We start from the raw sequence: 14103 nt of genomic DNA on the forward strand, positions 1-14103 counted from the left end.
CTCGACGGCATCACCACACATTCAAATAGGGCTGCTCCGCAGCCCAGCGCGGGACAAGCCCGCTCACCACAAAAAAACCGCTCCCACAGTAGATGGGCGTAATCAGCTACCTTTCAGGCAGGTGCTCATAAAGGTTTTACGCGCATCACCGGTCAGCGCTTTGGTTTTCGCCGACGCATTGCAATCCTTCATCTTCTGCTGCTGCGGTGTCAGGGTCTTGGCGTCATTGGCCGCCGGGGCCGACAGGCAGGTCTTCATGAACGCCTTGCGCTCGTCGCCCTTGAGCGTCTTGGTGGTGGCTTCGGCGTTGCAGGTGGTCATTTTGTTTTGCTGGGCGGTGGCGGCAAAACCCTGGGAACACAGCAGCAGGCCCATCATCAACAGCGGAATTCGCAGCATCTTCATGGAGTTTTCTCCCTGTTACCGTGCCGGAGGGCACGGCCTACCCAGCAGTGTAGCCAAAGCTTGTTACATCTTCATCGGCCGCGGATATGCGTCCGACGGTACTGCTCAGGGGTGCAGCCGGCCTGGCGCTGGAACATGGCAATAAACGCCGACGCGGTGCTGTAGCCCAAGTCGAACCCCACCTGTTGCACGCTGCGGTCGCTGTCGAGGGCCTCGATGGCCGCCAGGTAGCGCAGGCGTTGGCGCCACTCGCCAAAGCTCATGCCCAGTTCCCGCACAAACTGGCGCGCCAGGGTGCGTTCGCTCACGTGCACCTGTTCGGCCCAGTGCGCCAACGGGCGGTTGTCGCCGGGGTCGGCCTGCATGCCTTCCAACACACCGAGCAGGCCGGGGTGACGGGCGTAGGGCAGGAAGCACTCATGGATTGGCGCTTGCTTGAGCTGGTCCACCAGCACTTGGGCCAGGCGGATGTCAGCGTCAGTGTGCGGGATATTCACGTCACGCAGGGCGAAGTCGCTGAGGATGGCCTTGAGAATATCGCTGATGGCCAGGGTGCATGGCTGCTGCGGCAGTTGCTCGCAGAGTTCCGGCGCCAACCCCACCGAGTGATAGACGATCGCTTCGGCGTTGTAGGAGCTGTGCTCGGTGTGCGGCGGCACCCACACGGCGTACTGCGGCGGTGACATGAAGCGGCTGCCGGCCACTTTCATGCGCATCACCCCCCTCGCGGAGTAATCCAGCGAGCCCCAGAAATGCTGGTGTGGGGTGCATTCGGTATCCGGTGCGAAGTCCGAGTAGCGGAAGTACACCGGGCTCGGCAACCGAGGGAAATCCGCAAGGCGTACGTTGTGCTTGGCCATATTGTCTGGATACAAAGGTCGTTTGTCTGGATCGCAGTATAAGCTTCGATCCAGACAATGGATAATCCTGCCTCATCTACACACCGGGCTCCTTTCGATGCAATACGCTTATCCCTTGCTGGCCATTTTTATCTGGGCCGGCAACACCGTCGTCAACAAACTGGCTGTGGGCTCGATCTTCCCGGCGGAAATCGGCTTTTATCGCTGGCTGCTGGCGGCGCTGCTGTTTACGCCATTCATGGTCAAGCCGGTGATCGCCAATTGGGCGCTGATCCGCCCGAACCTGGGCAAAGTGTTCATCCTCGGCGTACTCGGCATGGCGGTGTATCAAAGCCTGGCGTACTACGCCGCGTCGCTGACCAGTGCCACCAACATGGGCATTATCCTGTCGCTGATGCCGTTGATGGCGCTGACGGCGGCCATCATCAGCCTCGGCCAGCGCCTGACCTACGGCGCGCTGACCGGCGCGGTGCTGTCATTCGCCGGCGTGGTCGTGGTGGTGTCGGCCGGCAGCCTCGGCGCACTGCTGGAGCATGGGGTCAACCTGGGCGACGGCATGATGCTGGTCGCGACCCTGGCGTATGCGGTCTACAGCACCCTGCTGAAGAAATGGCAACTGCGCCTGCCACCGCTGGTGTTGCTGTATCTACAGGTACTGGTGGCGGTGGTGGTGCTGTTTCCGCTGTTCCTGTTCTCGGCCAAAGCCGGTCTTGGCTGGGCGAACATTCCGCTGGTGCTATATGCATGCCTGCTGGCTTCGATGTTGGCGCCGCTGGCGTGGATGCATTCGGTGAAGACCTTGGGCCCGAGCCGCACGACGTTGTTTTTCAACCTGCTGCCGCTGATCACCGCGTTGATTGCCGCCGTGGTGTTGAAGGAAGAACTGGCGCTGTATCACTTGGTGGGCGGTCTGCTGACCTTGGGCGGGGTGATCTTGTCGGAACGCTGGACCACGCCGGTCAGTGCTGCCTGAACCATCGCTATCGCAGGCAAGCCATATTCGGCCACATTCCAAAGGTGGAACTCGGTCGAATATGGGGCGGGCTTGCTCGCGAAGAACGAAAACGCGGTCTCCCGACTAGACTCCAGCAGCCTTGAGCCTTTGCGCATGCTCGACAAATAGACGGATCGGCTCCGCCCCCTTGCCCACCAGCCCCAGCGACTGGTTGACGATATCAAAGTGGTCCAAGGGGTAGTCATCACCGATCACCAAGCCCAGGTGTGAGCTGTAGCGCCCGACCATGCCGTCGCACTGGCCCTTTTCGCGCACGAAGCTGCGGGCGAACACACGGCAGCTGCGATTCGTGCCGTCGAAGAGGTTGCGGCCACGGTCGGTGATGCCCGGTTGCAAGGTGCCGGACCACGAGTAATAGCGCACGCCGTTGACCTCCTCGGCGCCCTGCCCGCCCCATGTCTGCGGCAACCCCTGTGGATAGTTTTGATTGAACAGCGCCACGCCGGCGCTGGTCAGGGAGTGATGGGACGCCTGCAAATCCGCCTTGAAGCGTGGCCCGCGGTACCCGGTTTCCAACACGCCCATCACCCAGGCGGCCAGGTGAAACAGCGCGCTCATGATCCGACCTTTGGCGCCGTCAACGGGGTAATGGGTGTGGATATGGTCTGCCAGTTCCGACCCATGGTTGGGCCCGGCCACCGAGGTCACCGACGCCACCCACTCCGGGCGCTTGGCCGCCGCGTATCGGGCAGTGAGTGCGCCTTGGCTATGGCCGATCAGGTTGACCTTGTCGGCCCCGGTTTCACGGCGAAGGCGCTCTATCTGCACCAGCAATTGCTCGCCGCGCACCTCGCTGGAATCCAGCGGCGCCACTTGTACGGGAAACACCTGCGCCCCACCCGCACGCAGTGCCGGGACGATGCCGTACCAGTAGGGGAACCACCCCAGGCGCACGAATCCGAGCATGCCGGGCACCAACACCAGGGGGTAACGCGTGGCTAATGACTGCGGCATGGGCCGAACGTCCGTGATCAGGAAGGGATGCCAATAGGCTAGCCGAGTCCCGCGACGAGGTTGTGACATAAATCCGATAAAACTTTTTGCGCAGCCCACCACTCACAACTGGAAGCGATCACGCCGACAGAGCGTGGCGTAAACCCGGATTAGCCCCAGGAGATTGAGATGACTGAAGCAAACTTGACTGACGTTGCGACCCTGCGCAGCCGCGCCCGCCAGAACGTCGAAAACGGTGCCGTGACCGAGGGTTACGACGCCGACCGCGAAGAGATCATTCGCCTGCTGAACGCCTCGCTGGCCACTGAGCTGGTCTGCGTATTGCGCTACAAGCGTCATTACTTCATGGCCAGTGGCATCAAGGCCGCGGTGGCCGCGCAGGAATTCCTCGAGCACGCGACTCAGGAAGCCGAACACGCCGACAAACTCGCCGAGCGCATCGTGCAGCTGGGCGGTGAACCGGAGTTCAACCCGGACCTGTTGTCGAAGAACTCCCACGCGCAGTACGTCGCAGGCAAAGACCTGAAGGAAATGGTCTACGAAGATCTGGTCGCTGAGCGTATCGCCGTGGACAGCTATCGCGAAATCATCCAGTACATCGGCGATAAAGACCCAACCACGCGCCGTCTGTTTGAAGAGATTCTGGCTCAGGAAGAAGAGCACGCCGATGACATGGCGGATATTCTCGAAAGCCTGTAACCCAGCGACACGCAATACCTATGTGGGAGGGGGCTTGCTCCCGATAGCGGTGGATCAGTCAATTGAGATATCGACTGATATACCGCCATCGGGAGCAAGCCCCCTCCCACATTTGTTAACTGTGTATGACCCGTTAGCCTTTCACGGTCTTGGGCGCCTTGCCTTCCTTCATCTGTTGCAGCAACGGTGCGCACTCATTGGGCTCACCACCGCTTGGGGCAACCAGTGCCAGCAGCCCGGCGGCCGGACCAGCGATGACACCCAGCGCCACCATGCCTGCGCCACGCAGCGCCAGGGGGATGGCTTTCACACCAGCATTCGGCTTGATAAACGGTCCGTTCACGTACAACGGTGAACGCAGGGAGAACAGGCGGAAGCCTTTAGATTCCGGGGTGACGGTCAAGTCCAACTGCTCCGTGGCCATGTTCGCCGTGCCATCGATGTAGATGATGGCGTTCTCCGTATCGAACACAAACAACCGCGTCGTCGCCAGGCCGGTCTTGATCCCGAAGTCCGCTGCCGCGCAGTTGATCTTCACTTCCTTGTCGCCAAACAAGCGACCTACCACGTAGTTGCCCACATTGAGCCCGGCGATTTCCATCAGGCCACGGCTGATTGCGCCGTCGTTGATCAGCATCTTCAGGTCACCGTTGGATGTGCCCAGCAGCGCTGCCACGGAATTACCGCGACCGGAAATATCGGCATCGCCGTTCAGTTCACCAAAGCTGGTTTTCATCGGTTCGAACGTCGGGAACAACTGCTTGAGCTTGAAGTTGCGCGCGGTGAGTTTGGCGCGGCCTTCCATCGGGGTCGTGCGACCGTTCAAACGGATTTGTGCGTCCAACTTGCCGCCGGCCACGCCGAAACGCAGGGGTTCGAGGCTCAGTTCGCCGTCATTGAGCACCAAGTGAGTGTAGAGGTCGGTGAAGGGCAGATCGGCACTGTGCACGATGCGCTTGCCGGTAAATTCCACATCGGCATCCATGACACGCCAGCGCTCGGTGCGGAACTCTTCCACCGGCAGCACTTTGTTCGCGGGTTGCTTGCTGTCAGCGCCACGGGCTTTTTGCTTGGCATTGGAGTCGGCACCGATCAGAGGGGCGAGGTCGGTCATCAGCAATTGGTTGGACACCAGCGCACCGCTGAGCTTAGGCCGCGGCTGGCTGGCGACGTAGGCAAGGTCACCATGGATATCGCTGTTGCCGATCTTGCCGTTGAAGTTGTCATAGCGGAACGAGGCGCCGTTGGCTTCGTGCAGCTTGGCGATCAGGTGACCGTCGGTGGAATAGGCCGGTGAGTCCGGCAGGGTAACGCCGGTCAGCGGGTAGAGGTTGCCCAGGCTGGAACCGGCGAGCTTCAGGCGCAGGTCGAGGGCACCCAGGTTGAGCGGGTCAGTGAGGGTGCCGGCCAGGGCGATGCTGGTGTCGGCAATCTTGACTTGGGCCTGCAACGGGAACGGCTTGGCCGCGTCCTGCAGGGCCAGCAGGCCGCCGATCTTGCCGCTGCCGTCGAGTTTCTGGCCGTGATACTGGCCTTTGACCTTGAGGGCGAATGCGTAGTCCTGGGGCGCGGAACCTTTCTCCAACGCCTTCTTGGCATCGGCATCGCCGACAATTTCGCCGAAGGGAATGGGCTTGCCCAGCGGATCGATGATCACATCGAGCTGGGTCTTGAGGGTTTGGTCGTCGAGGGTCACGTGGCCCTTGTCGAAGCCGATGGCACCGATGTCCACCACCCAGTTGGAAGGTTCGGCGTCAGGGTCCTTGGGGTCGAACTTGAAGGTCCAGTTGGCGCGCCCGTCGGCCAGGCGCTGCAGCTGCGCGTCCGGCTCAGTGAGGTCGATGCGCGGGATCACCACGCGCTGCACCAGCAACGCCAGGGGCGAGATACGCAGTTCAACCTTTTTGAGGGTGACCATATGGGTTTTTTTCGACCAGTCGGGGTTGCCCAGGGTCAGGTCCTCGGCAATCACGTGAGGCCACGGTACCCAGGCGCGCCAACCGCCCTCATCGGGCTCACGCGCCCATACCACCGCCAGGTTGCCGTTGATGGCAAACGGTCGATGCAGCTCCTCGGAAACCTTGGCATTGAGTGGCGGCTTGATGCGGTTCCAGTCAAAGAACACCAGGACCAATACCACCACGGCGATTAACAGTACGAAGCTGGCGCAGCTCCAAGCGACGATTTTACGAGTGCGCGTCATTGCACATAACTCCTGAATACGACTGGCTGGGTGACAGCCTTTAAGGACAGCTTATAGAACTACGACTGGCAAACCCTACGGGGGTTTAACCCAATCCTGGATTTGCCGGGAAAAACCTCAATTTCTGACCAGCTCGACAGATTCCCCCTACGAAGGCGCACCATTGTTACCCATGCGCGTGTCGAAAATACCCACACCGGTGCAAAACCGCGTGCTTGAGAGGCCCGTTCTAGAGCCCCCGCCAAGAACAATCAATTCCGTTGATTATTACCATTGTGTTTATGAACTTTTATATCGACTTATCGAGAGTAGCATTAGCCCTGTACCCACTTTATCGCCCTCCCAAGGAGCAACCCATCATGAAACGCCAAGTACTCGCTACCGTCCTGTTATCCATCCTGGCTTCCAGCGCCTTTGCCCTGCCAGCTGCCGAACAGGTCACTCCACAAGTCAAAGCCGACGCCGTTCACTTCAACCAGACGTTGGCCCGCAGCGGTTCGCAAGAAGACGAGAACCGTGACTACGCCAAAGGCGCTGTTGCTGAAAACGGTTCGGAACACGCCAACAAACGCGCTTACACCGAAGGCCTGACCGAAAATGGTCGCAACCGCCTCGAACAAAAAGGCTTGGTTGAAGGCGGTGCTGACCGCCTGCAGGAACGTAACGCTGTTGCCGAAGGCGGTCGTGATCGCCTGGAACAGAAAGGTTTGGTTGAAGGCGGCGCTGAACAAGCCAACGAACGCGCCTACACCGAAGGTGTTGCCGAAGGCGGTGCAGACCGTCTGCAAGAACTGCATCAAGCACAGAGCTAACCCCGTGGTGGCCCAGAAAAAAGCCCGATCAGTCGATCGGGCTTTTGACATTTTGTAGGCCCTGCTTGTAGACCCTGACACGCCCGCCCTCCCCGCCAAGTTCGACGCCAGCGAAGCTGTTTTGCTAGAGTGCGTCGCTGTACTTGCCGACAAAGCCCGCCCGCCCATGCTGCCCCGCGCCGAACAGAAGCAACAGACCCGCCTCGCCCTGATGGACGCAGCCCGCCATCTGATGGAGTGCGGCCGTGGGTTTGGCAGCCTGAGCCTGCGCGAAGTGGCGAAGACGGCCGGCATCGTGCCCACCGGTTTTTATCGTCATTTTGCCGACATGGACCAACTTGGACTCGTGCTGGTGAGTGAAGTGGGCCAAACCTTCCGCGCCACGATCCGCCTGGTGCGCCACAACGAATTCGTGATGGGCGGCATTATCGATGCCTCCGTGCGGATCTTTCTCGATGTGGTCTCGGCCAACCGTTCGCAATTCCTGTTCCTGGCCCGCGAGCAATACGGTGGCTGCCTGGCCGTGCGCCAAGCGATTGGTGCATTGCGCGAAGACATCACCCGTGATTTGGCTGCCGACCTGACGCTGATGCCCAAACTGCAGCATCTGGATCCAGAAGGCCTGCACGTGATGGCCGACTTGATCGTCAAGAGCGTGTTCGCCACCCTCCCCGACATCATCGACCCACCCGCCCAGGCGCTGCCGGACCACCTCACGCCCCAGGCGAAAATCACCCAGCAATTGCGCTTCATCTTTATTGGCTTGAAGCACTGGCAAGGGCTGGGCAGCACTGAATAAGGCGTTCACCCCGACGAGTGAAAACGCTTGGCGGTGGTGTAGTTTTTGTTCCAGTAGGTGTTGCTCAAGGAATCGATACGGACGTTCTTGCCTGTGCGTGGCGAATGGATAAATTTGCCCTCGCCTACATAAAGGCCCACGTGGCCGACCTGGCCGCGCCCATTCCCCTTGAAAAATACCGCATCGCCGGGCTCCAGTGCGTTGCGTTTGATGGTGGCGGCAGTCGACCGCTGCATGGCCGTCGTGGTGCGCGGTAGTTGGATATTGGCTTGGGTCTTGAACAGATAGACCAGGAAACTGCTGCAATCGAAGCCCTGATCCGCCGAGGTGCCGCCCCACTTGTAAGGCGTACCCAGCAGTTCATGGGCGCGGTCAACCACATCATCGATAGACGCTTGCTTCAGTGAAGCCGTGAACGAGGGATGGGAGGTCAGATTGGCGGAAGCCGATGAAAGAGTGAAAGACAAACCCACGATAACCAGGCAACAAAATGACTTGAACATGATGGACGTCGCAGTGAATTAAACACGGCGCACAGCCTAATGTTCTCGCAGGTAAGCTGATGGACGCCGATTCCGCATACCCTGTAGGGAAAATCCGAAAATGCCCATCGCGCGTGCAACCATCAATAATTCGCACCAATTTGGCGCACTCAAAGAATCTCCTCTCGCCCTATTTAGTGGCGTCAACGTACTGCCTACAGGCAATTCCTACTTCCCCTTGAGATTGGCAAGCCGATTGCTCTAGGTGTTTCATCGCTCATAGCTGGAAGCTTCCCGATGCTGGTGATCCACCGCAGAATCGCCCCTCAAGCCCTCTGGGCCGCCGAGCTGCTGCTGAATTTCGAAGCACGCAGCAAAAGCCGCCTGCGCTGTTTCAGTGCCGACGGTGAAGACGTCGGCCTTTTCCTGGAGCGTGGCCAGCCACCGCTGCACGATGGCGAATTCCTACAGGCTGAAGACGGACGCGTCGTACGTGTGTGTGCTCGGCCTGAACAACTGCTGCACGTGACCTGCAGCAATGCGTTTGAACTCACCCGTGCGGCGTATCACCTGGGCAATCGCCACGTGGCGTTGCAAGTGGGAGACGGCTGGTTGCGCCTGCTTGATGACTATGTGCTCAAGGCCATGCTCGAACAGTTGGGTGCGCAGACTGAAACCATCGAGGCGCCGTTCCAGCCGGAGCATGGCGCCTATGGCGGCGGCCATCATCATTCGCGCCATGGCGACGAAGATTTCAACTACCCCCCCAAGCTGCACCAGTTCGGCGTACGTCTATGAACCCAGCCTGGGCGCTGCTGCGTCTGGCCAGTCCGCAATTGCCGATTGGCGGCTACAGCTATTCCCAGGGCCTGGAAATGGCGGTGGAGAACGGCCGTGTCGCTGACGCGGCCAGTGCGCGACGCTGGATCAGCGACCAGTTGCTGCTCAACCTCGCGCGCTTCGAAGCCCCGCTGCTGCTCGCCCATTGCCAAGCCGCGCTGGAAGCGGATTGGCCACGCCTGGCGCAGCTGTGTGAAGAACACCGCGCCAGCCGCGAGACCCGCGAGCTGTATCAGGAGAGCCGGCAGATGGGCTACTCGCTGCAACAACTGCTCAATGGCCTGCCGGAACTGGACGACGCCGCGCGACGTTTTCTCGAACAACACACCGAGCCGCACCTGGCCTTGGGCTGGGCCCTCGCCGCCCGTGCCTGGCGCATCAGCCCCGCCGACGCACTCGCCGCCTGGCTGTGGAGCTGGCTGGAAAACCAATTGGCCGTGCTGATGAAAACCCTGCCGTTGGGCCAGCAAGCCGCCCAACGCCTGACCAGCGAATTGCTGCCGCTGTTGCAACAAGCCCAGCAGGACGCCAGCCGCATCGACCCCAACCCTCTCGGCAGCGCCGCCTTTGGCCTGTCCCTGGCGTGCATGGCCCACGAGCGCCAGTACAGCCGCCTGTTCCGTTCCTAGGAGAACACACTCATGAACACACAACCTTTGCGCGTCGGCATCGGCGGCCCGGTAGGCTCCGGCAAGACCGCCCTGACCCTGGCCCTGTGCCTCGCACTGCGCGATCGCTACAACCTGGCCGTGGTCACCAACGACATCTATACCCGCGAAGACGCCGACTTCCTGGTACGCAACCAGGCCCTGGCACCGGAGCGCATCATCGGCGTGGAGACCGGCGGCTGCCCGCACACCGCGATTCGTGAAGACGCCTCGATCAACCTGGAGGCGGTCGACCAACTCAACCGTCGCTTCCCCGGCCTGGACCTGATCCTGGTGGAGTCCGGCGGTGACAACCTCTCGGCCACCTTCAGCCCGGAGCTGTCCGACCTGACCATCTACGTGATCGATGTGTCTGCCGGCGACAAGCTGCCACGCAAGGGCGGGCCCGGCATCTGCAAATCCGACCTGTTGGTGATCAATAAGATCGACCTGGCACCGCTGGTCGGCGCGTCGCTGGAGCTGATGAACAGCGATACCCAGCGCATGCGCAACGGTAAACCCTTTGTGTTCAGCAACCAGAAAACCGGTGTCGGCCTGGAGGAGATCGTCGCCTTCATCGAACGCCAAGGCCTGCTGACCGCCGCCTGATCAACCCATAAGGAACCTGTCCATGAGCCTCAAAAAACTCCTCGCAGCGGCCGCCCTGCTGCTGGCCCCCGCCCTGGCCTTTGCTCACCCGGGCCACGGCGACAACGGCCTGGTGGCCGGTATCAGCCATCCCCTGAGCGGTATCGACCACTTGCTGGCCATGGTGGCGGTCGGCTTGTGGGCCGCCCAACAAAAAGGCGCGGCGCGCTGGGCACTGCCGTGCACCTTTGTCGGCACCATGCTGATCGGCGGCGTGCTGGGTTTTGAAGGCTTGGCGTTGCCGGCGCTGGAAAGCGGGATTGCGGCGTCGGTGCTGGCCCTGGGCCTGGCGGTAGCGCTGGCGGTGCGTCCGCCGCTGTTTATGGCGGTGGGTGCGACGGCCTTGTTCGCGTTGTTCCACGGCGTGGCGCATGGTTTGGAGCTGCCGGACATGTCCAGCCCTTGGGCGTATGCAGCCGGGTTTGTCGGTGCAACGGCAGTGCTGCACGCGGCCGGTTATGCGGTGGTGCGCTTTCTGCCGGCGGCAGCGGCGCCGTTGGTGCGGATTGCCGGGGCGGCTTCGGCGGCGACTGGGGTTTGGTTGCTCGCTGGCTGATTTGCAGCGCTGCTGAAGGCTCCTTCGCGAGCAAGCCCGCTCCCACAGTTGACCGAGTACATCCTTGAAATACGGTCCAGATGTGGGAGGGGGCTTGCCTCCGATAGCGGTAGACCAGACACCACCGAACCCAAGCCTGCTACCATGCGCGCCTACACCCCTGCCGTGACGACGCCAGCCAATGCCCAGCGCTTTCCAACCCTCCTTGAACACCCTGCTAACGCACTTCCACCGCCTGATCGTGCCGCTCTGGCAAGGCCCCGGCTGGAATGCCGACTTGGCATTGCCCTATGAGGCGCTGGACGCCGATCACCAGCCACTGCCCCCACAACGCTACCGCGCCATGGCCTGCGCCCGGCAGTTGTACCTGTTCGCCAGCCTGATCGGCGAGCCCGATGCGGCGTTTGCCGAAGAACGCGCCGCGGCGTTGTTCCGCTCTCTGCAACGGCACTTCCACGACGCCGAGCACGGCGGCTGGTTCTACAGCATCGACCCGGCCGGCCAGCCGCTGGACAAGCGCAAAGACCTCTACACCCACGCGTTCATCATCTTTGCCTGTGCCCACTACTGGGCCAAGGTGCGCGAACCGCTGGTGGAGTCGGTGCTCAATGCTGCCTTGGAAGTCGTCGCCGAGCGGTTTTCCACCGGCGACGGTCTTTACGAAGCCGTGCTGGAACGCAATTGGTCGTCCCTCAATTCCGGCCCGTTGCAGAATCCCTTGATGCATTTGGCCGAAGGCTTCCTCGCCACCCTCGCCGTGCGTGAAGACCCCCAGGTGCAGGCAGCCCTGTTGGCGTTGGCGACGGCCATGCAGCAGCGCTTCATCGACCGCCAGCACGGCGTGATGATGGAAAAACCGCTGGGCGCGGTGGATAACTGGTTCGAGCCGGGGCACCAGTTCGAGTGGTTCTTCTTGCTGGAGTCTTCGGCGGTACTGCGCGGTACGCCGCTGCATGCTTCGCTGACACGGGCCTTCGCCTACGCAGAGCTTAAGGGTGTGGATAACACCAGCGGTGCGGTCAGCGGCATGCTGGCACTGGACGGCACGATGCGCGACGGCACCCAACGCATCTGGGCCCAGGCCGAGTACCTGCGGGCACTGACCTTGCGGCCGAACAGCGAAGCGGTGCTGCAACGCCAATTGCTGGCGCTGCAACAACGTTTCCTGCACGCCAAAGGCTGGCATGAATGCCTGGATGCCCAGGGAGCGGTAAGCCGGTGGGATATGCCTTCCACCACGCCGTATCACTTGGCAACCTGTTACCAGGGCCTTAAGCAATCCATTTGCGATCCCCGGTAAAGCTGATCGTCAGCCAGCGCGCCGCATCCGGCGTGCCAAGCCCTGTGGATATTTTTTCGCGCAGCTCGTCCAGGGTCGCGACGTTATCCACCGGGTAATCCGCCGGCAACACCACATGAATTTCGATAAACCGCGCCCGCCCGTGCTTTTGCACGTAGGACACGTAGTCGTCGAAACCATGCTTGGCCTGCGCCGCCTCCATCACTTCACGCACTTTGTCATCCAACTGGTCCGGGGCGATCCCCAGCACCTCGCGCAATGCCGGGCGCAGGATCTTGAACGCCGGCGCCAGCATGCTCAGGGCCAGCAGGATCAGGATCAACGGGTCGACATACACCGCCCACTCGCCATAGCCCTGGGACTTGAGCAACAGCGCCGCCAGGAAGCTGATCAGCAAACCCACCGACAGCATCGCGTCCACCAGCCAACTGATGTTGTCGAACTGGATCAGCGATGATTTCAGCGTGCGATTGCGGTAGCGCACGTAAAAGAAGTAGGCAAACTCGACGACGGTAAACACCGCCGCATAAATGATCACCAGCCCCAACTCGATCTCGCGTCCGCCATTGATAATGCCGAACACACCGTTGAGAAATGCATAGATGGCGATCAGTAGCAGGAAACTGCCTTCGATCAGCAGCACCATCGGCTCCAGGTGCCAATAGCCGAACTGGAAGCGCTCGTTGCTTTTCTTGGCGATCAGCTTGGCTGTGATCAGCATCAACACCTTGATGGCGGTGGCGATCAGCGAGAAAAAGCCGTCGAACAGAATCGATTGGGCGCCGGATACCACACCCGTGACAATCCCGGCGATCGCCACGGCGAACATCAGGATGGTCGATTGTTTGAGCAGTGCCTGCTCACCTCGGTTACTCACATTTCCTCCTGTCAAAACCTTTGTGGTGAGCGTGCTTGCCCCGCGCTGGGCTGCAAAGCAGCCCCATAAGATCGCCGTATTTCTTTCAGGCAGATCTATGTCGCTGGTTTTAGGGCCGCTGCGCAGCCCAGCGCGGGGCAAGCCCGCTCACCACAACAACCCGCTCACCCCCGAAAGGTATTTCAGCTTTTGGCTCCGCGCTCAATCGCAAACCCAGCCCACGTCTGGCTCACCGGCATCAGCTCCAACCGGTTGATATTCACATGTGCCGGTGTGTTCATGACCCAGAAGATCGTGTCCGCAATATCCTGCGGCTGAATCGGCTCGGCACCCGCATAGGTCGCGTCATACCGTGCCTGGTCGCCACCGAAGCGCACCAGCGAGAACTCGCTCTCGCACAGGCCTGGCTCGATGTTGGTGACGCGCACGCCGGTACCTTGCAGGTCGCAGCGCAGGTTCAGCGAGAACTGCTTCACGAACGCTTTGGAGCCGCCATACACGTGGCTGCCTGGGTACGGGTAGCTGCCGGCGATGGAGCCCAGGTTGATGATCCCGGCGCCACGGCCGTGCGCAATCAGGCGCGGCAGCAGCAGGCTGGTGGTGGTCAGCAGGCCCTTGATGTTGGTGTCGACCATGGTTTCCCAATCGTCGAGGCTGCACTTGGGTGCAGGGTCAGTGCCCACGGCCAGGCCGGCGTTGTTGATCAGCCCACGCAACGTGGCGAACGAGGGCGGCAGTTTGGCGATGGCGTCTTCCATGCCCTTGCGGTCACGCACATCCACGACCAGGCCATGCACTTCGGTCTGCTTGGAAAGCTCTTCGACCAGCGCATTCAGGCGGTCGGCGCGACGGCCAGTGAGCACCAGTTTCCAGCCGGCGTCGGCAAAGCGACGGGCGCAGGCTTCGCCGAAGCCTGAGGTTGCGCCAGTAATAAACAGCGTGTCGGACATGGTGTTCTCCTTGCGGGCATCGGGAAAAAAATCAGCCAGCAGAATGCCTTTACGCG

At 61.1% G+C, this 14103-nt stretch carries 16 protein-coding genes; 9 read left to right on the plus strand and 7 right to left on the minus strand.

What is annotated here, in order from left to right:
- Window positions 1-102 precede the first annotated feature (102 nt).
- Together BM403_RS10990 and BM403_RS10995 are read right to left on the minus strand one after the other, a co-directional pair.
- Window positions 103-405, minus strand: coding sequence for a PsiF family protein (locus BM403_RS10990; RefSeq protein WP_010213547.1), 303 nt, complete (start codon window positions 403-405; stop codon window positions 103-105).
- A 71-nt stretch (window positions 406-476) separates the two neighbouring features.
- On the minus strand, window positions 477-1265 hold the full coding sequence (locus BM403_RS10995) for an AraC family transcriptional regulator (RefSeq protein ID WP_093542802.1): 789 nt from the start codon (window positions 1263-1265) through the stop codon (window positions 477-479).
- Between the two features lie 97 nt (window positions 1266-1362).
- On the opposite strand from BM403_RS10995, the gene BM403_RS11000 reads away from it, so the two are divergent.
- A complete protein-coding gene (locus BM403_RS11000) occupies window positions 1363-2238 on the plus strand; it encodes a DMT family transporter (protein ID WP_012721955.1) in 876 nt (291 codons plus the stop codon).
- Between the two features lie 105 nt (window positions 2239-2343).
- Here the strand turns inward: BM403_RS11000 and BM403_RS11005 are convergent, their stop codons facing one another.
- Window positions 2344-3234 carry an esterase/lipase family protein gene (locus BM403_RS11005; RefSeq protein WP_046033937.1) on the minus strand — a complete coding sequence of 297 codons (891 nt, stop codon included), beginning with the start codon at window positions 3232-3234 and terminating at the stop codon, window positions 2344-2346.
- 168 nt (window positions 3235-3402) lie between these two features.
- Here BM403_RS11005 and BM403_RS11010 point away from each other — a divergent pair, with 168 nt between their 5' ends.
- Complete coding sequence (locus BM403_RS11010) at window positions 3403-3933, plus strand: ferritin-like domain-containing protein (protein ID WP_010213553.1); 531 nt, start codon at window positions 3403-3405, stop codon at window positions 3931-3933.
- A gap of 133 nt (window positions 3934-4066) precedes the next feature.
- Here BM403_RS11010 and BM403_RS11015 read toward each other — a convergent pair whose 3' ends face one another.
- Window positions 4067-6136 carry an AsmA family protein gene (locus tag BM403_RS11015; protein ID WP_093542805.1) on the minus strand — a complete coding sequence of 690 codons (2070 nt, stop codon included), beginning with the start codon at window positions 6134-6136 and terminating at the stop codon, window positions 4067-4069.
- A 359-nt stretch (window positions 6137-6495) separates the two neighbouring features.
- Here BM403_RS11015 and BM403_RS11020 point away from each other — a divergent pair, with 359 nt between their 5' ends.
- On the plus strand, window positions 6496-6948 hold the full coding sequence (locus BM403_RS11020) for a hypothetical protein (RefSeq protein ID WP_043204703.1): 453 nt from the start codon (window positions 6496-6498) through the stop codon (window positions 6946-6948).
- A gap of 166 nt (window positions 6949-7114) precedes the next feature.
- Window positions 7115-7747 (plus strand): TetR family transcriptional regulator, encoded by a 633-nt coding sequence (locus BM403_RS11025; RefSeq protein ID WP_012721951.1) that lies wholly within the window; start codon window positions 7115-7117, stop codon window positions 7745-7747.
- A gap of 5 nt (window positions 7748-7752) precedes the next feature.
- On the opposite strand, the gene BM403_RS11030 is transcribed toward BM403_RS11025, so the two are convergent.
- Window positions 7753-8250: a C40 family peptidase gene (locus BM403_RS11030; RefSeq protein ID WP_046033935.1), complete on the minus strand. Its 498-nt coding sequence runs from the start codon at window positions 8248-8250 to the stop codon at window positions 7753-7755.
- A 276-nt stretch (window positions 8251-8526) separates the two neighbouring features.
- Between BM403_RS11030 and ureE the strand changes: the two genes are divergently transcribed.
- From ureE to BM403_RS11055, 5 genes are all read left to right on the plus strand, one after another.
- Complete coding sequence (ureE, locus tag BM403_RS11035) at window positions 8527-9027, plus strand: urease accessory protein UreE (RefSeq protein ID WP_012721949.1); 501 nt, start codon at window positions 8527-8529, stop codon at window positions 9025-9027.
- Entirely contained in the window at window positions 9024-9698 is a 675-nt protein-coding gene (locus BM403_RS11040) for an urease accessory protein UreF (protein ID WP_012721948.1), read from the plus strand. The genes ureE and BM403_RS11040 overlap by 4 nt, the downstream gene beginning before the upstream one ends.
- A 12-nt stretch (window positions 9699-9710) precedes the next feature.
- Window positions 9711-10325: an urease accessory protein UreG gene (ureG, locus tag BM403_RS11045; RefSeq protein WP_012721947.1), complete on the plus strand. Its 615-nt coding sequence runs from the start codon at window positions 9711-9713 to the stop codon at window positions 10323-10325.
- 22 nt (window positions 10326-10347) lie between these two features.
- Entirely contained in the window at window positions 10348-10920 is a 573-nt protein-coding gene (locus tag BM403_RS11050) for a HupE/UreJ family protein (RefSeq protein WP_012721946.1), read from the plus strand.
- A 181-nt stretch (window positions 10921-11101) separates the two neighbouring features.
- Complete coding sequence (locus BM403_RS11055; RefSeq protein ID WP_012721945.1) at window positions 11102-12220, plus strand: AGE family epimerase/isomerase; 1119 nt, start codon at window positions 11102-11104, stop codon at window positions 12218-12220.
- Here the strand turns inward: BM403_RS11055 and BM403_RS11060 are convergent.
- Both BM403_RS11060 and BM403_RS11065 read right to left on the minus strand, forming a co-directional pair.
- Window positions 12192-13097 carry a cation diffusion facilitator family transporter gene (locus BM403_RS11060; RefSeq protein WP_093542807.1) on the minus strand — a complete coding sequence of 302 codons (906 nt, stop codon included), beginning with the start codon at window positions 13095-13097 and terminating at the stop codon, window positions 12192-12194. The genes BM403_RS11055 and BM403_RS11060 overlap by 29 nt on opposite strands.
- Before the next feature lie 182 nt (window positions 13098-13279).
- Window positions 13280-14047, minus strand: coding sequence for an SDR family oxidoreductase (locus BM403_RS11065; RefSeq protein WP_093543078.1), 768 nt, complete (start codon window positions 14045-14047; stop codon window positions 13280-13282).
- Between the last annotated feature and the right edge of the window lie 56 nt (window positions 14048-14103).

Origin of the sequence: Pseudomonas sp. OV546, from assembly GCF_900116845.1 — a bacterium.
GTDB classification, from domain to species: domain Bacteria; phylum Pseudomonadota; class Gammaproteobacteria; order Pseudomonadales; family Pseudomonadaceae; genus Aquipseudomonas; species Aquipseudomonas petroselini.